The 22,462-nt window shown below is 65.9% G+C and carries 25 protein-coding genes; 2 read left to right on the forward strand and 23 right to left on the reverse strand.

Annotated elements, in window-relative coordinates:
* Window positions 1–14 precede the first annotated feature (14 nt).
* From nagZ to DPV74_RS13035, 22 genes are all read right to left on the reverse strand, one after another.
* Entirely contained in the window at window positions 15–1,043 is a 1,029-nt protein-coding gene (gene nagZ / locus DPV74_RS12930; protein WP_021159684.1) for a beta-N-acetylhexosaminidase, read from the reverse strand.
* A gap of 16 nt (window positions 1,044–1,059) precedes the next feature.
* Window positions 1,060–1,488, reverse strand: coding sequence for a holo-ACP synthase (acpS, locus tag DPV74_RS12935; RefSeq protein WP_021159685.1), 429 nt, complete (start codon window positions 1,486–1,488; stop codon window positions 1,060–1,062).
* Between the two features lie 72 nt (window positions 1,489–1,560).
* Window positions 1,561–2,337, reverse strand: coding sequence for a pyridoxine 5'-phosphate synthase (gene pdxJ / locus DPV74_RS12940; RefSeq protein ID WP_021159686.1), 777 nt, complete (start codon window positions 2,335–2,337; stop codon window positions 1,561–1,563).
* Window positions 2,334–3,170: a DNA repair protein RecO gene (gene recO / locus DPV74_RS12945; protein ID WP_021159687.1), complete on the reverse strand. Its 837-nt coding sequence runs from the start codon at window positions 3,168–3,170 to the stop codon at window positions 2,334–2,336. Before recO ends, pdxJ begins: the two co-directional genes overlap by 4 nt.
* Entirely contained in the window at window positions 3,157–4,056 is a 900-nt protein-coding gene (gene era / locus DPV74_RS12950; protein ID WP_027788003.1) for a GTPase Era, read from the reverse strand. The genes recO and era overlap by 14 nt, the downstream gene beginning before the upstream one ends.
* A 60-nt stretch (window positions 4,057–4,116) precedes the next feature.
* Window positions 4,117–5,355, reverse strand: a complete 1,239-nt coding sequence (rnc, locus tag DPV74_RS12955) for a ribonuclease III (RefSeq protein WP_060371714.1) — start codon at window positions 5,353–5,355, stop codon at window positions 4,117–4,119.
* 153 nt (window positions 5,356–5,508) lie between these two features.
* Window positions 5,509–6,402: a signal peptidase I gene (lepB, locus tag DPV74_RS12960; RefSeq protein WP_027788005.1), complete on the reverse strand. Its 894-nt coding sequence runs from the start codon at window positions 6,400–6,402 to the stop codon at window positions 5,509–5,511.
* 16 nt (window positions 6,403–6,418) lie between these two features.
* Window positions 6,419–8,212 (reverse strand): translation elongation factor 4, encoded by a 1,794-nt coding sequence (gene lepA / locus DPV74_RS12965; protein WP_021159691.1) that lies wholly within the window; start codon window positions 8,210–8,212, stop codon window positions 6,419–6,421.
* 199 nt (window positions 8,213–8,411) lie between these two features.
* Complete coding sequence (locus DPV74_RS12970) at window positions 8,412–8,648, reverse strand: glutaredoxin family protein (RefSeq protein WP_027788006.1); 237 nt, start codon at window positions 8,646–8,648, stop codon at window positions 8,412–8,414.
* A gap of 7 nt (window positions 8,649–8,655) precedes the next feature.
* Window positions 8,656–10,158, reverse strand: a complete 1,503-nt coding sequence (locus DPV74_RS12975; RefSeq protein WP_021159693.1) for a DegQ family serine endoprotease — start codon at window positions 10,156–10,158, stop codon at window positions 8,656–8,658.
* A 16-nt stretch (window positions 10,159–10,174) separates the two neighbouring features.
* Entirely contained in the window at window positions 10,175–11,227 is a 1,053-nt protein-coding gene (locus DPV74_RS12980) for a MucB/RseB C-terminal domain-containing protein (protein ID WP_119337347.1), read from the reverse strand.
* A gap of 5 nt (window positions 11,228–11,232) precedes the next feature.
* Entirely contained in the window at window positions 11,233–11,850 is a 618-nt protein-coding gene (locus DPV74_RS12985) for a sigma-E factor negative regulatory protein (protein ID WP_027788009.1), read from the reverse strand.
* Window positions 11,851–11,934: 84 nt separating this feature from the next.
* Window positions 11,935–12,534 carry an RNA polymerase sigma factor RpoE gene (gene rpoE / locus DPV74_RS12990; RefSeq protein ID WP_006490873.1) on the reverse strand — a complete coding sequence of 200 codons (600 nt, stop codon included), beginning with the start codon at window positions 12,532–12,534 and terminating at the stop codon, window positions 11,935–11,937.
* A 91-nt stretch (window positions 12,535–12,625) separates the two neighbouring features.
* The gene (locus DPV74_RS12995) at window positions 12,626–13,090 is read right to left on the reverse strand and encodes a hypothetical protein (RefSeq protein ID WP_021159696.1); all 465 of its coding nucleotides are present in this window, start codon (window positions 13,088–13,090) and stop codon (window positions 12,626–12,628) included.
* A gap of 12 nt (window positions 13,091–13,102) precedes the next feature.
* On the reverse strand, window positions 13,103–14,335 hold the full coding sequence (gene fabF, locus DPV74_RS13000; protein ID WP_021159697.1) for a beta-ketoacyl-ACP synthase II: 1,233 nt from the start codon (window positions 14,333–14,335) through the stop codon (window positions 13,103–13,105).
* Between the two features lie 167 nt (window positions 14,336–14,502).
* Entirely contained in the window at window positions 14,503–14,742 is a 240-nt protein-coding gene (acpP, locus tag DPV74_RS13005) for an acyl carrier protein (protein WP_004197638.1), read from the reverse strand.
* A 144-nt stretch (window positions 14,743–14,886) separates the two neighbouring features.
* Window positions 14,887–15,636 carry a 3-oxoacyl-ACP reductase FabG gene (gene fabG / locus DPV74_RS13010; protein ID WP_006476504.1) on the reverse strand — a complete coding sequence of 250 codons (750 nt, stop codon included), beginning with the start codon at window positions 15,634–15,636 and terminating at the stop codon, window positions 14,887–14,889.
* A gap of 36 nt (window positions 15,637–15,672) precedes the next feature.
* Window positions 15,673–16,605 (reverse strand): ACP S-malonyltransferase, encoded by a 933-nt coding sequence (gene fabD / locus DPV74_RS13015; protein ID WP_119337348.1) that lies wholly within the window; start codon window positions 16,603–16,605, stop codon window positions 15,673–15,675.
* An 83-nt stretch (window positions 16,606–16,688) separates the two neighbouring features.
* Window positions 16,689–17,678 (reverse strand): beta-ketoacyl-ACP synthase III, encoded by a 990-nt coding sequence (locus DPV74_RS13020; protein WP_027788011.1) that lies wholly within the window; start codon window positions 17,676–17,678, stop codon window positions 16,689–16,691.
* Entirely contained in the window at window positions 17,679–18,785 is a 1,107-nt protein-coding gene (gene plsX, locus DPV74_RS13025; RefSeq protein WP_027788012.1) for a phosphate acyltransferase PlsX, read from the reverse strand.
* Window positions 18,786–18,914: 129 nt separating this feature from the next.
* Window positions 18,915–19,094: a 50S ribosomal protein L32 gene (gene rpmF, locus DPV74_RS13030; protein WP_006051932.1), complete on the reverse strand. Its 180-nt coding sequence runs from the start codon at window positions 19,092–19,094 to the stop codon at window positions 18,915–18,917.
* Window positions 19,095–19,192: 98 nt separating this feature from the next.
* Window positions 19,193–19,831, reverse strand: coding sequence for a DUF177 domain-containing protein (locus DPV74_RS13035; protein ID WP_021159702.1), 639 nt, complete (start codon window positions 19,829–19,831; stop codon window positions 19,193–19,195).
* A 221-nt stretch (window positions 19,832–20,052) separates the two neighbouring features.
* On the opposite strand from DPV74_RS13035, the gene DPV74_RS13040 reads away from it, so the two are divergent.
* Together DPV74_RS13040 and DPV74_RS13045 are read left to right on the forward strand one after the other, a co-directional pair.
* Complete coding sequence (locus tag DPV74_RS13040) at window positions 20,053–20,685, forward strand: Maf-like protein (protein WP_119337349.1); 633 nt, start codon at window positions 20,053–20,055, stop codon at window positions 20,683–20,685.
* Complete coding sequence (locus tag DPV74_RS13045; RefSeq protein WP_027788014.1) at window positions 20,682–21,404, forward strand: SAM-dependent methyltransferase; 723 nt, start codon at window positions 20,682–20,684, stop codon at window positions 21,402–21,404. Before DPV74_RS13040 ends, DPV74_RS13045 begins: the two co-directional genes overlap by 4 nt.
* Before the next feature lie 61 nt (window positions 21,405–21,465).
* Here DPV74_RS13045 and DPV74_RS13050 read toward each other — a convergent pair whose 3' ends face one another.
* Window positions 21,466–22,458, reverse strand: a complete 993-nt coding sequence (locus tag DPV74_RS13050; protein WP_027788015.1) for a S49 family peptidase — start codon at window positions 22,456–22,458, stop codon at window positions 21,466–21,468.
* Window positions 22,459–22,462: the final 4 nt, after the last annotated feature.

Here is a 22,462-nt window from a genome sequence, read left to right on the forward strand (position 1 = left end):
CATCCCCTCCCCGTTCATGCCAGTGCGCTGCTCAACAGCGCCTGCGCCTGCAGGTATTCGGGCTGCGCGATCAGCTTGTCCCACTTGGGTGCCTTGCCGCGCGCGCGCATCCGCTTGAGGCGTCGCACCGACTCGTCCGTTGCCCGCGCTTTCAACCCGTTCAGCACGACCTCGGCCGCGTCCGGCTGGTTGCAGACGAGCACCATGTCGCAACCGGCAGCGAGCGCGGCGTCGGCCGCCTGCGTGAGCGTGCCGCCTTCGCGCGCGGCTTCCATCGACAGGTCGTCGCTGAAGATCGCGCCGGTGAAGCCGAGCCGCCCGCGCAGGATGTCCTGCAGCCACACGCGCGAGAAACCGGCCGGCCGCTTGTCGACCTGCGTGTAGATCACGTGCGCGGGAATCACCGCGGACAGCGACAAGCCGAGCCAGTCGTAAGGCGCGACGTCCTGCTTGAGGATCGCATCGAGCGTGCGGTCGTCGGTCGGCAGCGCCACGTGCGAGTCGGCCTCCGCGAAACCGTGCCCCGGGAAATGCTTGCCGCAGTTCGCCATCCCGGCGAGCGACAGCCCGTGGTTCAGGCTCTTCGCGAGCAGCGTGACGACGCGCGCATCGCGATGGAACGCGCGATCGCCGATCACTTTCGAGTGCCCGTAATCGAGGTCAAGCACGGGGGTGAAACTCATGTCGATCCCGCATGCGCGCAATTCCGCGGCCAGGATATAGCCGACGGCCGTCGCGACCTTCGTCGCGAGCAGCACGTCGCGATCCCACAGCTCGCCGAGGCGCCGCATCGCGGGCAGCACGGTGAAGCCGTCGGTGCGGAAACGCTGCACGCGCCCGCCTTCGTGATCGACGGCGATCAGGATGTCTTCGCGCACCGCGCGGATCGAGTCGGTCAGCGCGGTCAGTTGCGCACGGTTCTGGAAGTGCCGCGCGAACAGGATCACGCCGCCGGTATTCGGATGCGCGAGGCGCCGCGCATCGTCGCGCGACAGGGCCGTGCCGACGACGTCGAGCATGACCGGGCCGGGAGTCGTTTTCATCGAATCGGGAATTCCGTCAGGAGGAGGTTCGGGAAACAGGGGCAGGCGCGGCGTCCGTCTCGGCGATCACGAACGACACCGCGTAGTCGCGCTCGTCGCTGACCGTCACGCGTGCCGTGATGCCGCGGGCGGCAAGCCAGTCGGCCAGCTCGCCCGACGCGACCACGTACGGCTCGCCGCTCGGGTGATTGAGGGTCTGCAGCGCACGCCACGTCATCGGCCAGTGCATGCCGAGCCCGATCGCCTTCGAGAACGCTTCCTTCGCGGAAAAGCGCGTCGCGAGGAACGCGATGCCGCGCGCCTCGGAGCGGGCGCGGCGCGCATGGAACACGCGCAGCTCGTCGGGGCCCAGCACCTTCTCGGCAAACCGGCCGCCCGTGCGTTCGAGCACGGCCGCGACGCGGCTCACCTGTGCGATGTCGGTACCGATGCCGTAGATCGCCATGTCAGTACGCGCCGGTGTGGCCCGGCTGAGCCGGGTCAGGCATGACGTGCGATGCGCAGCGGCCTTTCATCTTCAACGCGCGCCGCCATGCAGCGCGGCAACGCGTGCAGCGACCATGATCGCCTTCATTTCGCGCACCGCATTGTCCCAGCCCGCGAAAATCGCGTGCGCGACGATCGCATGGCCGATGTTCAGCTCGACGATGCCGTCGATCGCGGCGATCTGCTGCACGTTCGTGTAGTGCAGCCCGTGACCGGCATTGACCTTCAGGCCAAGCTGCGCACCGGCCTGTACGCCCGCGACGATGCGCTCGTATTCGCGCTGCTGCTCGGCTTCGTCGTGCGCTTCGGCATAACGGCCCGTATGCAGCTCGATCACCGGCGCGCCTGCTTCGTGCGCGGCACGGATCTGCGTCTCGTCCGGGTCGATGAACAGCGACACGCGCACGCCCACGTCGGCAAGCTGCTTGCACGCCGCACGCACGGCCTCGAAGCGGCCGGCGACATCGAGACCGCCTTCGGTCGTCAGTTCCTCGCGCTTCTCGGGCACGAGGCACGCGTCGTGCGGGCGCACTTCGCAGGCGATATCGAGCATCTCGGCCGTCACCGCGCATTCGAGATTCATGCGCGTCTTCAGCAGCGGGCGCAGCTTGCGCACATCCGCATCGACGATGTGGCGACGATCCTCGCGCAGATGCAGCGTGATCGCGTCGGCGCCGGCTTCCTCGGCGGCGAGCGCGGCGCGGATCGGATCGGGATAGGTCGTGCCGCGCGCATTGCGCAGCGTCGCGACGTGGTCGATGTTCACGCCGAGGTCGATGGCGGTGGGCGTTGTCAGGAAGAAGCTCATAGGTTTTGCAGGTCGATCAGGATCTGACGCGTGGCAAGCGGCGTACCGCCGAGATAGGTGTTCAGCAGGAAGCGCATCAGCGTCTTGCTTTGCGCAACCGTCTGGGCTCGATGGTAATCGTCCTGCTCCATGTCGAGCAACGTCTGCCCGGAAATGACCGGCCAGTGCGACGGTACTTCGTCGTCCGCGTTGCGCACGCCACGCTCGGGATCGAACACGTAGCGGCGGTCAGGCTCGACCGCGCGGCGCGCGACCGTGCGGTTCAGCGCCATCGCGTAGCCGGTCTCGCGCAACAGCACGCGCTCGAACGAGCGCAGTACCTGCACCGCGGGCTCGCCGTGGGCGAGGCGCGTGAGGGTCAGCACGTAGTGATTGAAAAGCGGCGGCTGGGGATCCTCGCGCGCGCAGAATTTCACGAGCAACTCGTTCGCGTAGAAGCCGCACAGCAGCCCGTCGCCGCCGAGCGGCAGCATCCCGCCTACCCACTCGGCGCCCGTCAGCGTGCGCACCTCGGATTTGCCCGACCACGACAGCAGCAGCGGCTGGAAAGTCTGCAGTACGCCGCGCAGCGCGGAGTGCGGGCGCTTCGCGCCCTTCGCGACGAGCGCGAGCCGGCCGTGATCGCGCGTCAGCACGTCGACGATCAGGCTCGTTTCACGATACGGGTAACTGTGCAGCACGAACGCCGGCTGCTCGGCGACGCGGAAATCGGACGTGCGAGACGTCGCGCGCCGCGCCTTGCGCGGCGGTTCGGGCGGTGCCGGCAGCGGCGCGTCGTTCGCGCCGGCCGTCACCGCGTCTTCGGTCGACGTCAGCGCGTCATTCGTACCCATAGGCGCGCAGCCCCGCCTCGTTGTCGGCCCAGCCGCTCTTCACCTTCACGAAGGTCTCGAGATACACGGGGCCGTCGAACAGCTTCTCCATGTCCATCCGCGCCTCGGTGCTGATCTGCTTGAGCTTCTCGCCCTTCTTGCCGATCACCATCGCCTTGTGCGAATCGCGCTCGACGAGGATCGTCGCGAAGATGCGCTTCAGGCGCCCTTCCTCCTCGAACTTGTCGATCAGCACGGTGCTCGTGTACGGCAGTTCGTCGCCGGTCCAGCGGAACACCTTCTCGCGCAGGATTTCGGCGGCGAGGAAACGCGAGCTGCGATCGGTCAGCTCGTCCTCGCCGTAGATCGGCTCGCCTTCCGGCAGGTACGGCTTGATCGTGTCCAGCAGGCGCTTGATGTCTTCCGGACGCTGCGCCGACAGCGGCACGAGCTCGGTGAATTCGCGCAGCGTGCTCATCTGCTGCATGAACGGGAACAGCGACGCCTTGTCGGTCACGCGGTCGATCTTGTTCGCGATCAGCAGCGTCGGCATGCCCGGCGGGATCAGGTCGAGCACCTTCTGGTCGTCGGGCCCGAAACGGCCGGCCTCGATCACGAACAGGATCACGTCGACCGACGTGAGCGTCGACGTGACCGCGCGGTTCAGCGAACGGTTCAGCGCGGTGCTGTGGCGGGTCTGGAAGCCCGGCGTGTCGACGAACACGAATTGCGCGTCGTCGAACGTATTGATGCCGGTGATGCGGTGGCGGGTCGTCTGCGCCTTGCGCGACGTGATGCTGATCTTCTGGCCGACGAGTGCGTTCATCAACGTCGACTTGCCGACGTTCGGGCGGCCCACGATCGCGATCATGCCGCAACGGAAACCGGTAGGAGCGGGAGTGTTCATATCGTTTGGGAGACAGGTTCGGAAACGGCCGCGCGGCGCGCGGCACGATCGATGGGCAATTCAGTGGTCGGCATCGGCCACGCGCGCCTGCGCGGCAGCGAGGCTCACGCCGCCCGGCGGCGTCTCGGAATCCGGTGCCGCCGTGTCGCGCGTGCGCGCAGCCGTGCGCGAAGCGGAGTCGGTACCGGCGGAAGTCTTGTCGGCAGACGCGGGGGCCGGATCGGCGGCCTGCGCAGCCGGCTTGTCGGCTGCGCGTGCGGCGGGCACGGCTTCAGCGGGCTTCTCCGCGGACTTGTCGGGTCGCTCGGCCGGCTTTTCAGCTGGCTTCTCGGCAGCCTTGTCGACCGCCGGCTTCGCCGCCCGTTCGCCCTTCTCGGCAACTGCGTCGACATGCGCCGCGCGAATCGCGGCCATCGGCGCCGCGGCCGGCTCATTACCGGTCGCCGCGGTTGCCGCGGGCGCTGCACCAGCCGCCCTCGCCTCGCGCGCCGCCGCGCGTTCCTTGCGCTCCGGCGAGCGCAGGTCGAGTGCTTCCTGCACGCCCTTCACGCCCGGTACGATTTCGGGTTCGACATGCTTCGACCCGCGTGCGTTTTTCGAGCGCTTCGGCTTGGTGGCCAGCATCGGCGCGGCCGCCATCACCTCGTCGAGCGCCTTCTTCGCGGCGGCCTGCTCGGCCGCGCGCCGGCTCGCCCCGGAGCCCGACACCTTCACGTCGAGCTTCGGCACCGTACATTCGACTTCGAATTGCTGATTGTGCGCCGCACCATGCGTGGCGACCACCGTGTAGGTCGGCAGCGCGATCTTGTGCCCCTGCAGGTATTCCTGCAGCAGCGTCTTCGCGTCCTTGCCGAGCGTGCGCGGATCGATGTGGTCGAGAATCGGGATATAGAGGCGCTTGATGACCCCTTGGGCGGCTTCGAAGCCGCCATCGAGGAACACCGCCCCGATGATGGCTTCGAACGCGTCCGCGAGGATCGACGGGCGGCGAAACCCGCCGCTGCGCAACTCCCCCTCGCCGAGCCGCAGCCCGTCCGAGATATTCAGGGCCTGAGCAATTTCGTACAGCGACTGCTGTTTGACGAGGTTGGCGCGTACGCGCGACAGATCGCCTTCGTCCAGCTTGCTGAAACGCTGGAACAAAAGGGCAGCCACCGCGCAATTCAGAACGGAATCGCCGAGAAACTCGAGCCGTTCGTTGTGCGTGGCACTGTGACTACGATGGGTCAAAGCCTGGCGCAACAATTCCGCATTGCGAAATTCGTAGCGCAGCCGGCTTTCCAACTGGGATAAGGGCATGTGCAGGAGTATAACGCGGGCGCCGGTCGGGCCGAAACGGCACGGCCGGACGCGAAAAGGCGTGACGAGGCGGTGTTACCGCCGGTTCTTAAAGTAGTTCGGCAATACGCGACGCGGCCCGTGCGTCGCGTATTGCGAGTGACCCGGATGCGATCAGTTGAAGGAACCGATGCGCTTGAGGTCGCTGAAGTTCATCCAGATGAAGAACGCGCGGCCGACAATGTTCTGGTCCGGCACGAAACCCCAGTAGCGGCTGTCCGCACTGTTGTCGCGGTTGTCGCCCATCATGAAGTAGTGACCGGGCGGCACCTTGCAGATCACGCCGCGGCTGTTGTACGTGCAGTTGTCGCGAAACGGATAGTCGTATGCGCCCATCACGAACGGCGGCACGGCCGGGTTGTTGAGGATCGCGTTCTTCTTGTTGCCGATCGTTTCCTCGAACTGCTTCGCGTAATTCTGGCGCTCGTCGTCGAAGAAATCGGGCAGCGGCGTTTCGGGCACCGGCTGGCCGTTGATCGTGAGCTGCTTGTCCTGGTATGCGACGGTGTCGCCCGGCAGGCCGATCACGCGCTTGATGTAGTCGACCGACTCGTCCTTCGGATAGCGGAACACGACGACGTCGCCGCGCGACAGCGGGCTGCCCTGCGTGATCTTCGTGTTCGTCACCGGCAGGCGCAGCCCGTATTCGAACTTGTTGACGAGGATGAAGTCGCCGACGAGCAGCGTCGGCACCATCGAGCCCGACGGAATCTTGAACGGCTCGACGACGAACGAACGCACGACGAACACCGCCAGGATCACCGGGAAGAAGCTCGCGGTGTACTCGAGCCACCACGGCTGACGCAGCTTTTCGTCGCGCAGCTTCGAACGCGTCTGCACCGCGTTTTCATCCGCGAAACGCTTGTCGATGCGCGACTGCTGGCGATCGAACTCCTCGATCGCCGAGTCGGCCGCCTTGCGTCGCTGCGGCAGGAACACCAGTTTGTCCAGCACCCACGCTACGCCCGTCAAGATGACGAGCACAAAAAGAATCAGCGCAAAATTCATAAAAGGAACAGTCCTGTTATTTGTCTTCGACGCGCAAGATCGCAAGGAACGCTTCCTGCGGGATCTCGACCGAACCCACCTGCTTCATCCGTTTCTTGCCTTCCTTCTGCTTTTCGAGCAGCTTCTTCTTTCGCGTGATGTCGCCGCCGTAGCACTTCGCAAGCACGTTCTTGCGCAGCGCCTTGATGTTCTCGCGTGCAACGATGTGCGCGCCGATCGCGGCCTGGATCGCCACGTCGTACATCTGGCGCGGGATGATCTCGCGCATCTTCGCGGCCACTTCGCGGCCGCGGTATTGCGACTGCGAGCGGTGCACGATGATCGACAGCGCATCGACCTTATCGCCGTTGATCAGCATGTCGACCTTCACGACGTCCGACGAACGGTATTCCTTGAACTCGTAGTCCATCGACGCGTAGCCGCGCGACACCGACTTCAGGCGATCGAAGAAATCGAGCACGATCTCGGCCATCGGGATCTCGTACGTGAGCTGCACCTGGCGGCCGTGATACTGCATGTTGATCTGCGAGCCGCGCTTCTGCTCGCACAGCGTGATCACCGAGCCCACGTAGTCCTGCGGCATGTACAGGTTCACGGTGACAATCGGCTCGCGCACTTCGGCGATGCGGCCGGGCTCCGGCATCTTCGCCGGGTTCTCGACCATGATCGTCGAGCCGTCGCTCTGCACGACCTCGTAGACGACCGTCGGTGCGGTCGTGATGAGATCCATGTCGAACTCGCGCTCGAGCCGCTCCTGCACGATTTCCATGTGCAGCAGCCCGAGGAAGCCGCAGCGGAAACCGAAACCGAGCGCCTGCGACACTTCCGGCTCGTACTGCAGCGACGCGTCGTTCAGCTTCAGCTTCTCGAGCGATTCGCGCAGCGCGTCGTACTGGTTCGCCTCGACCGGATACAGCCCCGCGAACACCTGCGGCTTCACTTCCTTGAAGCCCGGCAGCGGCTCGGCAGCAGCCTTGGTCGCATGCGTGACGGTATCGCCGACCTTCGCGGCCGTCAGTTCCTTGATACCGGCGATGATGAAGCCGACCTGCCCCGCCGACAGCGATTCGAGATTGCGCGATTTCGGCGTGAACACGCCGACGTGCTCGACCGGATACTGCGCGCCGGTCGCCATCATCTTGATCTTGTCCTTCGGACGCAGCGTGCCGTTGACGATGCGCACCAGCATCACGACGCCGACGTAGTTGTCGAACCACGAGTCGATGATCAGCGCCTGCAGCGGCGCGGCCGGATCGCCCTTCGGCGGCGGCACCTTCGCGATCAGCGCTTCGAGCACGTCCTCGACGCCGAGGCCCGTCTTCGCGCTGCAGCGCGTCGCGTCGGTCGCGTCGATGCCGATCACGTCCTCGATCTCCTCGATCGCGTTCTCGGGGTTCGCGGCCGGCAGGTCGATTTTGTTCAACACGGGAACGACCTCGACGCCGAGCTCGATCGCCGTATAGCAGTTCGCGACCGTCTGCGCCTCGACGCCCTGGCTCGCATCGACGACCAGCAGCGCGCCTTCGCACGCGGACAGCGAACGGCTGACTTCGTACGAGAAGTCGACGTGCCCCGGCGTGTCGATCAGGTTCAGGTTGTAGACCTTGCCGTCGCGCGCGCGATAGGACAGCGCGGCTGTCTGCGCCTTGATCGTGATGCCGCGCTCGCGCTCGATATCCATCGAGTCGAGCACCTGCGCTTCCATTTCACGGTCGGCGAGGCCGCCGCATACCTGGATGATGCGATCCGCGAGCGTCGACTTGCCATGGTCGATGTGCGCGATGATCGAGAAATTGCGAATATGATCCATTCAGTGCCGATCAAGCGAAAAAGGCGCGCTCGACGACCGCTGAGCACGCCTTGTGTAAGTCGGTGAAAAAACGGCTTATTTTAGCCGAAAAGGCCTTCGCCGGGCGGTATTTCCAACGCCGGCCCGCGCGGCACCCTGCCGGGGCCGCCCGCCGGGCAAAGCCCGGTGCCAGGCGCCGCCGCAAGGCGGCAGCCCGGCTTCAGCGCCGGGCCGCGAGCGCGTCGTGCACCTTCGCGGCGTCGAACCGGTGGCGGCACACTTCCGCACCGTCCAGCAGCAGCACGGGCACGTCCTCGTCGTAGCGGGCGACGAGTGCCGCATCGGTATCGATGTCGATGTAATCGACCGCAACACCGAATTCGGCCGCCACCGGCGCCAGGGCGTCGCGCATGTCGTCGCACAGGTGGCACCAGCCGCGGCCGTAGAGCGTGAACATCGGCGCGTTATTTCTGGCGCGGCCGCACGGGCACGAACTGCGTGTTGTCGCCGCGCCGCACGAGTACCGCGACCGCCTTCTGCGGATCGAGCTGCGCGGTCACTTCGGCGAACTGCTTCGCGTTCGTGATGTCGGTGTCGCCGACACGCAGCACGATGTCGCCGCGCTGCAAGCCCGCACGGGCGGCCGGGCCGTCGACGCCGTCGATCTGCACGCCGTTCTTCAGCTTCAGCGTCTTCATCTGCTCCGCCGTCAGGTCGCTGACCGTCAGACCGAGCGAGTTGGCCTGGCGCGGCTTCTGCGGCGCGTTCTTGCGCTGCTCGGCCTTCGCCGTCGATTCGGCCGGGGTTTCCGCGATCGTGATCGGCAGATCACGTGCCTGACCCTTGCGCCACACGCTGACCGTCGCCTTCGTGCCCGGCTTCGTGTCGCCGACCATGCGCGGCAGATCCGACGCCGTGTCGACCGAACGGCCATTGAACTTCAGGATGATGTCGCCCGGCTGGATGCCCGCCTTGTCGGCCGGACCGCCCGGCTCGACGCTGCTGACGAGCGCGCCCTCCGCCTTCGGCAGCCCGATCGAGTCGGCCACGTCCTTCGTCACTTCGCCGATCGCCACCGCGATCCGGCCGCGCGTGACCTTGCCCGTCGCCTTCAGCTGGTCGGCCACGCGCATCGCCTCGTCGATCGGAATCGCGAACGAGATGCCCATGAAGCCGCCGGTACGGCTGTATATCTGCGAGTTGATGCCGATCACCTCGCCCTGCATGTTGATCAGCGGGCCGCCCGAGTTACCGGGGTTCACGGCGACGTCGGTCTGGATGAACGGCAGGTAGTCGCCCGTGTTGCGGCTCTTCGAGCTGACGATGCCGGCCGTCACCGTGTTGTCGAGGCCGAACGGCGAACCGATCGCGACGACCCACTCGCCGACACGCACCTTGTTCGAATCGCCGATCGCGACGACCGGCAGGTTCGACGCCTGGATCTTGACGACCGCGACGTCCGTGCGATCGTCGACGCCGATCAGCTTCGCCTTGAATTCGCGCTTGTCGGTCAGCGTCACGTAGATGGTGTCCGCATCGTCGACGACGTGCGCATTGGTCATCACGTAACCGTCGGCCGACACGATGAAACCCGAACCGACGCCACGATTCTGTTCGGTGTCGGGCGGATTGTCCGGCGCCGGCGCGTTCTTCGGGTTGCCGCCGCCATTGCCGCCACCGTTGCCGGGCGCCTGCGGCAGCGGAATGCCGAAGAAGCGCCGGAAGAATTCCGACATGTCGCCGTTGTCGAAGCCCGGCGGGAGCATCCCGCGCGGGCCGCTGCTCGTCGGCACGTTGGCGGTGGTCCGGATGTTCACGACGGCCGGCCCGACCTTTTCGACCAGATCGGCGAAGTCGGGCAGGCTGGCAGCGGGAGCCGTCACCGCGACCGCGGTATGTGGCACGAGCGGCAGGCAGGCAGACAGCGCCGCCGCCGCGAGCCATTTGCGCAGCGTGAGTTTCATCATGTCGGAAGCCGTAGCGTTACTTGGAAGCCTTGTATTCTATGGCAGACGCGAACTGCTGCAACGTAGCCGGCGGCACTTCGCCGAGCACGGTGATCCAGTAGTCGCCGCGGCGCTTCACGAGAACGTTCGTTGCACCGGTGCTGCCCGCGCCTTCCTTGCGCGTATTCTTTTCGGCCGGCTCGATGAAAACCGAAATCGTCGCGAGACCGTCGGTGAAGACGGCTTGATCGACCGGAATCGGCGGCTCACCCGCATCGCGCGCGGCCATTGGCCGGCGCACTTCGCGAATCTTCTGGAAACCGGCGACACTCGGTGCGAGTTGCCAGCCCTGCGCTTCCATGTCGACCGTCGCGACCGGCGGACGTACGACCGTCCAGCCGCTCAGGTTGCGCATGCCGGCCGCGATCGCGGCCTTGTCGCCGCTTGCGCCGCCCGTCTGCAATTGCGAGAACGCGATCTGCTCGAGCACATGATCGTTCGCATCGAGCGTCTGCGAACGCAGCAGCAGCCCCGTGCGCGCATCGGCCCACAGCTTGTACGTGAAGCGGTATGCGTCCTTCGGCACGAGCTCGACGACCTGCGCGTCGATCCCCGCGACACGATCCTTGCCGAGCGACTTCGCGTCGTAGACGGACATCACGTGCTCGCCGCTCGCGCCGAGCAGCGCGGGGAACGAGTCGCGCGTCTGACGGCGCTCGACCACGCACAGCTTGCGCTCGGGTACGAACGTGTACAGCTCGTCGTTGTGGCGCAGCAGCTTGCGCGGCCTGCCGTCGAGCGTCTCGATGCGTTCGAACTCGCCGTCGCGGGACGCGACGTGCGCAATGCGCGACGACTGCACATACCCGCCGCGCTGATAGACGAACGTGCCTTCGTAGCTCTGCTGCTGCGCCGCTTGCTGGACGCGGTCGAGCCAGTCCGCGGCACCCTTGCGGGTCGCGACGGGATCGTCCGGTTGCTGGGCGCTGGCAGGAAGGGATTGAACGGACAACAGGGCGGCTGCGCAAAGCAGGAGGGCCGGCAGCCGCTTCCATCCGGAGATGGCTTGATTCAACTGCAATGTCCGCATCGGGTTTATTGGCCTGGCGTGGTGGTCACGGCAGCGCGGATCAGCGGCATCGAACCCGTGACGACGGGCTGCTGCGCGAATTGCTGGTGCGCTTCAAGGTATTGGTCGAGGCTGGCGTCGCGGATGATGTTGACGTCCTGCAGCCCCGGCTGGGCCGATGCCTGCGCAACCGTCACACGCTGCAGGTTGCCGCCTTGCGGCGCACCGGCCGACGCGACCTGGACGGCGCCCGGGGCACCGGCCGTCTGCATTTGCGGGACGACGATCCACGTCAGCGTGGCCGCCGCGGCGGCAACCGCGAACGCGGGCACGACGCGCCGGCGCAGCGACAGCAGCTTGCGCGCGACGGGCGCGGCCGCCGGCGCGAGCAGGTGCGGCTCGCTTTCGAGCGCAGCCGACATGCGCGCGGTGAACGCTACGCTCAGCGCGGGCGACAGCGCCAGTTCGTCCGAGCGCAGCGCATCGCCGATCAGGTGGTAATGGGCCCACGCAGCGCGATCCGCGCGGTTGAGCTCAGCCAGAAACTGCCCGTTGTCCGGGCCATCGAACATTTCGCCGTCGACCAGCGCGGAAAGGCGCTCGCCGCGCGAGCACGCTTGCGACTGCGTATTGACCGACCCCATGATGCTCCCCATCTTGCACACCCCGTCGTGACTTCACGACTCTACGTAACTAGACCCCGACCCGCGTCGCTCCGCCTGTCGCGCTTACCAGCGCTTGCCTTCGGGCGTATCGAGCAGCGGACGCAATTTGGCAGCGATTGCCTCGCGTGCACGGAAGATCCGCGACCGGACCGTCCCGATCGGACAGCCCATCATTTCCGCGATCTCTTCGTAGCTCAGGCCCTCGATCTCGCGCAGCGTAATTGCCTGGCGCAGTTCCTCGGGCAGCAGAGCCATGGCAGCGTTGACCGTCTCGGCAATCTGCTTGCTCATCAACATCGACTCAGGCGTGTTGATATCCCTTAGTTGGTCTGCGTCGGAGAAAGTTTCCGCTTCCTCCGCATCGGCCTCGGTCGAGGTCGGCGCCCGGCGGCCTTGCGTCGCAAGGTAGTTCTTCGCCGTGTTGACGGCAATTCGGTACAACCACGTATAGAACGCCGATTCGCCGCGGAATTGCGGCAGCGCACGATACGCCTTGATGAACGCGTCCTGGGCCACATCCTCGACCTCGGCGGGATCCCGCACGAGGCGCGAGATCAGCCGAATGATCTTGCGGTGGTATTTGGAGACCAGGAGTTCGAACGCCGCCTTGTCGCCCTTCTGTACGCGTTCGACCAGAGCCTGATCGATTTCTTTTTCACTCACCTGACAAATCCGTTAACTAGGGATGCAACGCGGAGCGTCATTGTAACGTTCCCGCGCCGGACGCTGGTTACGGTACGTAACCGCGCCGCCGTCATGCCCGCCCCGCCGCGCCCGCCGTCTTCGCCAGCACGGAAAGCGCACTGAACGATGCGGCGTCGAGCGCATCGGCCGGAATCAGCAGCGGCCGGGCCCGCCGGGCACCCTGTCCGACCGACAGCACCAGCAGCAGGCTGCTCCAGTGCGCATGCCCCGTCACGCGGCCACGGGCCAGCAGGCGCCCGGTGCGGCCAAACGCCGCAATTTCCCCGAACGCGTCGATCCGCAGCTCGGCCGGCAGCCGGCGGGCACAGGCCCGTGCGGCGCATACGGCCAGCAGCGCAGCCGTCACGGCTGACACGCATGCGCCCGCAGCAGCGCCCGCGCGCGGCGCCCAGAACAGGTAGGCCGACGCGGCAGCCGACGCGACGAACGCGGCCAGCACGACATATGACACGGCCGAGGCCCGCAACGCAAAGCGCTGCGGACGCCCGGCCGGCGCATCGAATGGACTCGTCAAGTGACTGCGGCGTCAGACGCGCTTGAACACCAGCGTGCCGTTGGTACCGCCGAAGCCGAAGTTGTTCTTCACGGCCACGTCGATCTTCATGTCACGTGCGGTGTTCGCGCAGTAATCGAGATCGCACTCGGGATCCTGGTTGAAGATGTTGATGGTCGGCGGCGACACGTTGTTGTGCAGCGCGAGCACCGTGAACACCGACTCGAGGCCGCCCGCGCCGCCCAGCAGGTGGCCCGTCATCGACTTCGTCGAGTTCACGACGATCTTGTACGCATGCTCGCCGAAAGCCGCCTTCACCGCATCGGACTCGTTCTTGTCGCCCAGCGGCGTCGACGTGCCATGCGCGTTCAGGTACTGGACCTCGTCCGCGTTCACGCCGGCGTCGCGCAGTGCCGCGACCATGCAGCGGCGCGGGCCGTCCATGTTCGGCGCGGTCATGTGGTACGCATCGCCCGTCATGCCGAAGCCCGAGACTTCCGCGTAGATCTTCGCACCGCGCGCCTTCGCCGCTTCGTATTCCTCGAGCACCATCACGCCCGCACCTTCGCCCAGCACGAAGCCGTCGCGGTCCTTGTCCCACGGTCGGGACGCGGTGGCCGGATCGTCGTTGCGGGTCGACAGCGCGCGCGCTGCCGCGAAACCGCCGATGCCGAGCGGCGACACCGTCGATTCGGCGCCGCCCGCGACCATCACGTCGGCGTCGCCGGCCTGGATCAGGCGCGCCGCGAGGCCGATGCTGTGCAGGCCGGTCGTGCAGGCCGTGACGGCCGCGAGGTTCGGGCCCTTCAGGCCGAACATGATGCTCAGGTGACCCGAGATCATGTTGATGATCGAGCCCGGCACGAAGAACGGCGAAATCCGGCGCGCGCCGCGATCGACGTAGGTCTGGTGCGTATCTTCGATCATCGGCAGGCCGCCGATGCCGGAACCGACCAGCACGCCGATGCGTTCCGCATTGGTTTCGTTCACTTCCAGCCCGCTGTCCTTGATGGCCTGGACGCCGGCGGCGATGCCGTAATGGATGAACGTATCCATGTTCCGGGCTTCCTTCGCCGGGATGTACTCCTCGGCGCTGAACCCCTTCACTTCGCCCGCGAAATGGACGGCGAGGTTCGACGGGTCGAACTTCGTGACGGTGGCAATGCCGGACTTGCCGGCGACGAGATTGGCCCAGCCGTCGGCAACATTATTGCCAACAGGCGAAATCAGCCCCAGGCCTGTAACAACAACACGACGGCGGCTCACGGTAACCTCTTTTCCATTATTGGATGACAAAAACAAAAGCCACAGTGGCCACAGGAACCAGCCCTGCGAGCCCTGTGGCTGTTAGTCCGTCCGGCGCGAGGCCGGCAGGATGGCGCGTCAATCGCGAAGATCGCGGCGACGTGGCGGACAAGCGCGAAAGGCGCCTGTTACGCCTTGACGTTTGCGCGAGCGTAGTCGATCGCTTGCTGAACGGTCGTGATCTTCTCTGCTTCTTCGTCCGGGATTTCCATGCCGAACTCGTCTTCGAGAGCCATCACCAGTTCGACGGTGTCGAGCGAGTCGGCGCCCAGGTCGTTCACGAACGAAGCTTCGTTCTTGATCTCGGCTTCCGCGACGCCCAGTTGTTCAGCGACGATCTTCTTGACACGTTGTTCGATGTTGTCCATTACCCCTCCGAGGGAAAGTTCAGATTTACAAGTGCGCGCATTTTATCAGGTTTGCTGACGCCAAAACGCGCGTTGGCTTGATGGTCGATCAAGCGCCGATCCGCCTGAAAAACGGGATACGGCGCGGATGGTAAACGAAAATCGTTACGACATGTACATGCCGCCGTTCACGTGCAGCGTCGTACCGGTGATGTAACCGGCCTGCGGCGATGCGAGGAACGCGACGGCATGGGCAATGTCTTCCGGGCTGCCGAGGCGGCCGAGCGGAATCTGGGTCTTGAGCGCGGCCTGCTGTTCTTCCGGCAGCGTCTTCGTCATGTCGGTGTCGATGAAGCCCGGCGCCACACAGTTCACGGTGATGCCGCGGCTGCCGATTTCGCGTGCGAGCGCACGGGTCATGCCCGCGACGCCGGCCTTCGCGGCCGCGTAGTTGACCTGACCCGGGTTACCGGCCGAGCCGACCACCGACGTGATGTTGATGATGCGGCCGCCACGCGCCTTCATCATCGGGCGCAGCACCGCGCGCGACAGGCGGAACACCGACTTCAGGTTGGTGTCGATCACCGCGTCCCAGTCCTCGTCCTTCATCCGCATCGCGAGCTGGTCCTGCGTGATGCCCGCGTTGTTGACGAGCACGTTCAGCGCGCCGAATTCCTTCACGGTCGCGTCGATCAGTGCCTCGGCGGCTGCCGCGTCGTTGACGTTCAGCACCGCACCGCGACCCGTGACGCCCGCTTCCGCGAACGCTGCGGTGATCGCTGCGGCGCCCGACTCACTCGTCGCCGTGCCGATCACCGTCGCGCCCAGGCGCGCGAGTTCGAGCGCGATCGAACGGCCGATGCCGCGCGATGCGCCGGTAACGATCGCAACCTGTTTATCGAGAGTCTTGTCCATGAATCGAATATCCGTCTCTTGAGAAAAGGCGCCGCGTCAGGCGGTCACCAGCTTGAGCGCTTCGTCGAGCGACGCCGGATCGAACACCGACGCACCCGTCAGGTTACCGTCGATGCGCTTCGTCAGGCCGGCGAGCACCTTGCCCGGACCGCATTCGATCACGTGCGTGACGCCCGTGCCTGCGATGTACTGCACGCACTCGACCCAGCGCACCGGGCCCGCGGCCTGGCGCACCAGCGCGTCCTTGATCGCGGCCGGATCGCTGACCACGGCGACGTCGATGTTGTTGACGACCGGAATCTGCGGCGCCTTCACGTCGACGTTCGCGAGGTAGTCGCGCAACTGATCCGACGCCGGCTTGAGCAGCGACGAATGGAACGGCGCCGACACCGGCAGCGGCAGCGCGCGCTTCGCGCCCTTCGCCTTCGCGATCTCGCAGGCCTTTTCGACTGCGGCCTTGTTGCCTGCGATAACGACCTGTGCAGGCGCATTGAAGTTCACTGCTTCGACGACGCCCGCTTCCGCGGCTTCCGCGCATACCGCACGCACCGTGTCGTCATCGAGCCCCAGGATCGCAGCCATGCCGCCCTGGCCGACCGGCACGGCCGTCTGCATCGCCTGCGCGCGAAAGCGCACAAGCGGCACGGCATCCTTGAACGCGAGCGCGCCGGCGGCGACGAGCGCCGTGTATTCGCCGAGGCTGTGGCCGGCGACGATCGACGGCGCCGGGCCGCCCGCCTGCTGCCACGCGCGATAGCACGCATAGGCCGCGGTCAGCATCACGGGCTGCGTGTTGGTGGTGAGGTTCAGCTCTTCGGCCGGGCCTTCGGCGATCAGCTTGCCGAGATCCTGATTGAGTGCATCGGACGCTTCCTGGAGCGTCTCGCGCACGACGGCCAGATCGGCGAATGCGTTGAGCATGCCGACCGCCTGCGAGCCCTGCCCCGGAAATACGAATGCAAATTTCATATCGTCCCCAATTGAATCGATTCGGACGGCGCGCACGAATGGCGCGCCGGTGGGATCCGCGCGCAGCAGTCGCGCGCCGCGGATCAGTAGCGGAAGACCGACGCGCCCCAGGTGAAGCCGCCGCCGACGCCTTCGATCAGCACGTGCTGGCCACGCTGGATGCGACCGTCGCGTACCGCGGTGTCGAGCGCCAGCGGGATCGACGCGGCCGACGTGTTGCCGTGCTGGTCGACCGTCACGACCATGCGCTCCTGCGGCAGGCCGAGCTTGCGGCAGGTGCTGGTCATGATGCGGATGTTGGCCTGGTGCGGAATCAGCCAGTCGATCTGCTCGGGCGCGAGATTCGCCTTCGCGAGCGCCTCGATCGCGACCTTCTCGAGCACGTTGACCGCGAGCTTGAACACGGCCTGCCCGTCCATATACAGGAACGCGCTGCCTTCGATCACGCCGCGGTTGACGTTGCCCGGCGTGCAGAGGATATGCGAGTAGCTGCCGTCCGCGTGCAGCGCGCTGCCGAGCACGCCCGGCTCTTCCGACGCGGACAGGATCACCGCGCCCGCGCCGTCGCCGAACAGCACGCAGGTCGTGCGGTCCTTGAAGTCGAGAATGCGCGAGAACGTCTCCGCGCCCACCACGAGCGCGGTGCGGTGCTGGCCGCTGCGGATGAAGCTGTCGGCCGTCGCCATCGCGTACGCGAAGCCCGAACACACGGCCTGCACGTCGAAGGCCGCGCCGCCGTTCTTGATGCCGAGCTTGTTCTGCAGCAGGCACGCGGTGCTCGGGAACACGAAATCGGGGGTCGAAGTCGCGACGATGATCAGGTCGATCGACTGCGGATCGATGCCGGCGGCCTCGATCGCGCGACGCGACGCCTCGAGCGCGAGGTCGCTGGTCGTGACGTCCGGTGCGGCGAAATGGCGCGCATGGATGCCCGTGCGCGCAACGATCCATTCATCGCTCGTCTCGATGCCTTCCTTCGCAAGACGATCGGTCAACTGCTGGTTCGTGACGCGGTCAGGCGGCAGGTAGCTGCCCGTGCCGAGCACGCGGGAATAGAGAGTCGATTGGGCCATTTATGCTTTAGAGGATTGCGCAGCGGAAGGTTCGGCGTGATGGCCTGCGGCGGGGCTTGCATGGCCCGCGCCGCCCGCGTTGTGTTCGCCGTCGCCGAGCGACACCGAATTATCCGCCATCGCACGCGTGAGGCGCTCCAGCACGCCGTTTTTGACGGCATCATACCCGCGTTTGATTGCCCACTCAAACGCGTAGGCATCGGCCGAACCATGGCTCTTGATCACGAGGCTCTTCAGCCCCAGCAGCGCCGCGCCGTTGTACTGGCGGTGATCGACGCGCTTCTTGAAACGCATCAGGACAGGCAGCGCGAGCAGCGCCATCAGCTTCGACATCAGCGAACGGCCGAACTCTTCGCGGATGATGTCCGACAGCATCTGCGCGAGCCCCTCGGACGTCTTCAGCGCGACGTTGCCGACGAAGCCGTCGCACACGATCACGTCGACCGTGCCCTTGTAGATGTCGTTGCCTTCGACGTTGCCACGGAAGTTGAGCGTGCTGGCGCGCAGCAGTTCGCCTGCGCGCTTGATCGTCTCGTTGCCCTTGATCATCTCTTCGCCGATGTTCAAGAGGCCGATCGTCGGACGCTCCTTGCCTTCCAGCGCAGCCACGAGCGCGTGCCCCATTTCCGCGAACTGCAGCAGGTGCTGCGGTTCGCAGTCGACGTTCGCGCCGAGGTCCAGCATCATCGTGTAGCCGGTCGGGTTCGGCAGCGCGAACGCGATCGCGGGCCGCTCGATGCCGGGCAGCGTCTTGAGTACGTAACGGGAAACGGCCATCAGCGCGCCGGTATTGCCGGCGGAGATGCAGGCCTGCGCCGCGCCTTCCTTGACGTGGTTGAGTGCGACGCGCATCGAAGAATCCTTCTTCTTGCGCAGCGCCACTTCGACAGGGTCGTCCATCGCCACGACTTCGGTGGCGGGAACGATGGTCAGCGCGGGATCGTCGAGGACTTTCAGCTTTTTCAGCTGAGCGCGGATCGCGCTTTCGATGCCGACGAGCATCAGGTGCGCATCGGGATGCGCGCGGACGAACTTGACTGCCGCGGGAACGGTCACGGACGGGCCGTGGTCGCCTCCCATGCAATCGATTGTGAGCTTTACGGTCATGGAATGCGACGAATTTCAGGCACAAAAAAGCGGCAGTTGAATGCCGCCTTTTTGTTGAGCCAGGAAAGTGTCAAGCGAACCAGTTGTCACGCGAACGGCAAACGTAGCGCGCAACGCGTGACTTGACGCTTAGTCGTTCTTCGTCTTGACGACTTTCTTGCCGCGGTAGTAGCCGTTCGGGCTGACGTGGTGACGCAGGTGCACTTCACCCGTGCTCGGCTCGACTGCCAGCGGCGCTGCCGTCAGGAAATCGTGCGAACGATGCATGCCGCGCTTCGACGGCGACTTCTTGTTTTGCTGGACTGCCATGACTAACTCCTAAATAATTTTCCGGATTCTAACACAGCCCGATCCGGCGCTTAACTACCCTGGCCCAAAGCCTTTACGCCTTCCCGCGCCACAACTGCTTAGTGTTTCTTGGTGCCGTCACCGCCCTTCTTCAGCGCTTCCAGCGCCGCGAACGGATTCGGCCGTTTGCCTTCGTCCCCGGCTTCGTCGGACTCCTCGTCCGTCTCTTCCGCGGGACCGCTCGCACCCGACACGAGGCTTTCGTGAACTGCCGGGCAAACCTCGTGCTTGGGCACGAGCGGCAACGAAAGCAGCAATTCCTCTTCGATCAAGTCGACGAGATCGAACTGGCGTGAGCCCACGATCACATCGGCTTCATCGTCGTCGAGCGGAAATTCTTCAGCTTCTTCTTCGGTCGCGACGACCCGGTACGTCATGTCGACGTCGAACGTCTGGTCGTACGGGGTCATGCAGCGCTGGCACGTGAGCCACGCATGACCGTGCACCGCGAGGCGCAGATACGGCTGCTGCCCGTCGGCGCCGTCGTCCTGCAACTCCTTCTGGGTGAACCCTTCTGCCTGCCATGTGAAGACCGTGTCGCGATCTGGCGCGTCCGCGGGCACTTCGTTTAACATGCGCGGCAGTTGCGAGAGGTGCACCGCGCCTGCTGCCTGCCGCCCGCTGCGGGCAAACTCGAACAGGTCGACTGCATGCGGATCAAGTGGCGCCGCAGCAGGTTTGCCAGAAGAAGTGTTCATGTGCGCTCCTGCCTACAGGCTGACTTGCGGATCCGGCTTGGCACCGCTCGCGTACGGGTGACCGTACTTTACTTCCGAAGACCCGGCAGGCGCCACCACAACGGAAGCCTGCCGACGAAAAGCGGGAAAGCATACCTGTTTTACCTTTTGCAGTCAATCACTTAAGCTTGCGTCCGCAGCAACGCTGCGCAACACCCGACGACTCACCGATCCCACCGACCATGCCGGATACCGTTTGCCGCCCGCCGCGGCTGATTCTTGCCTCCAGTTCACGCTACCGCCGCGCGCTCCTCGAGCGCCTCGGCATCCCCTTCGACGTCGTGTCGCCCGACCTCGACGAAACCCCGCACGACGGCGAAACGCCGGCCGCGACCGCACTGCGCCTTGCGGGCGCGAAAGCGCGCGCCGTCGCCGCGACGATCGACGCGCCGGACGGCGTGCTCGTGATCGGGTCCGACCAGGTCGCGACCTTCGACGGGCTCCAGATCGGCAAACCCGGCACGCATGAGCGCGCGCTCGCGCAACTCGTGTCGATGCAGGGCCGCGAAGTCGAATTCCACAGCGCGCTCTGCCTGTATGACAGCCGCACGGGCGAAGCGCAGGTCGAGGACGTCGTCACGCGCGTGCGTTTCCGCTCGCTGCCCGAGGCCGAACTCGATGCGTACCTGCGCGCGGAAACGCCGTACGACGTCGCCGGCAGCGCCAAGTCGGAAGGGCTCGGCATCGCGCTGCTCGACGCGATCGACTCGAACGACCCGACGGCACTCGTCGGCCTGCCGCTGATCGCGCTCACGCGGATGCTGCGCGCCGCCGACTATCCGCTGTTTGCAACCATCCGTGGAGACCGCACATGACGGCCGGCACGCTCTATCTCGTTCCGAACACGCTCGGCGAGGGCGACGAATCGATGCTCGCGGCGGTCCTGCCCGCGGCCGTGCAGGCACGCGCCGGCACGCTCGGCTATTACATCGGCGAGAACGCGAAGACGACGCGCGCGTTTCTGAAGAAGATCGGCACGACGCGCCCGATCCAGGAAATCGAGATCAGCGAACTGAACGTCAATACGCCGGCCGGCCAGATCGACCGGCTGCTCGCGCCCGTGCTGGCCGGTGCGGACGCCGGCCTCGTATCCGAAGCCGGCTGCCCGGCCGTCGCCGATCCCGGCGCCTTGCTGGTGCGCCGCGCACACGAGCGCGGCGTGAAGGTCGTGCCGCTCGTCGGGCCGAGCTCGATCCTGCTCGCGCTGATGGCATCGGGCCTGAACGGCCAGAGTTTCGCGTTCAACGGCTACCTGCCGGTCGACGCGGCCGCGCGCGCGAAACGCCTGCGCGAACTCGAGCAGCTGTCACGCAAGGCGCGCCAGACGCAGATCTTCATCGAAACGCCGTACCGGAATCAGGCGATGCTCGACACGCTCGTCGCGACCTGCGCACCGTCGACGCAGATCTGCGTCGCGGCCGACCTGACCCTCGCGACCGAGACGATCGCGAGCCGCACCGTGACGGACTGGAAAAAGGCGCCTGCGCCGAATCTGCACAAGCGCCCTGCGATCTTCCTGCTGCTGGCGAACTGAAGCCGCGACCGGGGCTGCCCGGCAGCCGATCGGCGGGCCATCGCGGCCCGCCCGCTTCCGGTCAGCGCAGGCTGACCGACGCGCCGCCGGCCGTCAGCGCCTTCATCGCGGCGCCGCCGACGGCTGCGCCGAACTTGCGCGCGACACGGTTCGTCAGGCTTTCCTTCACCGTATAGTCGACGAGATCGGGCGCCTTCAGCACGTCGCGCGCGACCGTGTCGGTCGTGCCGAAGCCGTCGGCGAGCCCGAGCTCGACGCTCTTCTCGCCGGTCCAGAACAGGCCCGAGAACATGTCGGGCGTCTCGTGCAGCCGCTTGCCGCGGCCATCCTTCACCGCCTTGATGAACTGCGCGTGCACCTGATCGAGCAACGCCTGCGCATGCGCGTCCATCTTCGGCGTGTCCGGAGAGAACGGGTCGTAGAAGCCCTTGTTTTCGCCCGAGGTATGCAGGCGCCGCTCGACGCCGAGCTTGCCCATCAGGCCGGTAAAGCCGAACCCGTCCATCAGCACGCCGATCGACCCGACGATGCTTGCCTTGTCGACGAAGATCTTGTCGGCCGCGGACGCGATGTAATAGCCGCCCGATGCACACATGTCGGTCACGACGACGTACAGCGGCTTGTCCGGATGCTTCGCGCGCAGCCGCCGGATCTCGTCGTAGACCATCCCGGCCTGCACCGGGCTGCCGCCCGGGCTGTTGATCCGCAGCACGACGCCGGCCGTACCGTCGTCGTCGAACGCGGCGTCGAGCGCCGTGTTGATGTCGTCGGCGTTCGCGTTGACGCCGGCGGCGATCTCGCCGTCGATCGTCACGAGCGCCGTATGCCGCCCGCTCGCCGAGAACTTCGCATCGCTCGAGAAATCGATCAGCGCGAACGCAAGCAGCACGAACACGCCGAGGAACGCGAAGCGGAAGAAGATCTTCCAGCGCCGCGCCGCGCGCTGCTCCTTGACGGCCGCGAGCGCGATCCGCTCGAGCGCCGCACGCTCCCAGTTCGGTTCACGGCTGTCGGGACGGGAGGAGGAATCCGGGGAATTCGGTTGGTCGGCCATGCGG

Origin of the sequence: Burkholderia sp. HAN2018 (genome assembly GCF_024704855.1) — a bacterium.
Lineage (GTDB): Bacteria > Pseudomonadota > Gammaproteobacteria > Burkholderiales > Burkholderiaceae > Burkholderia > Burkholderia cepacia.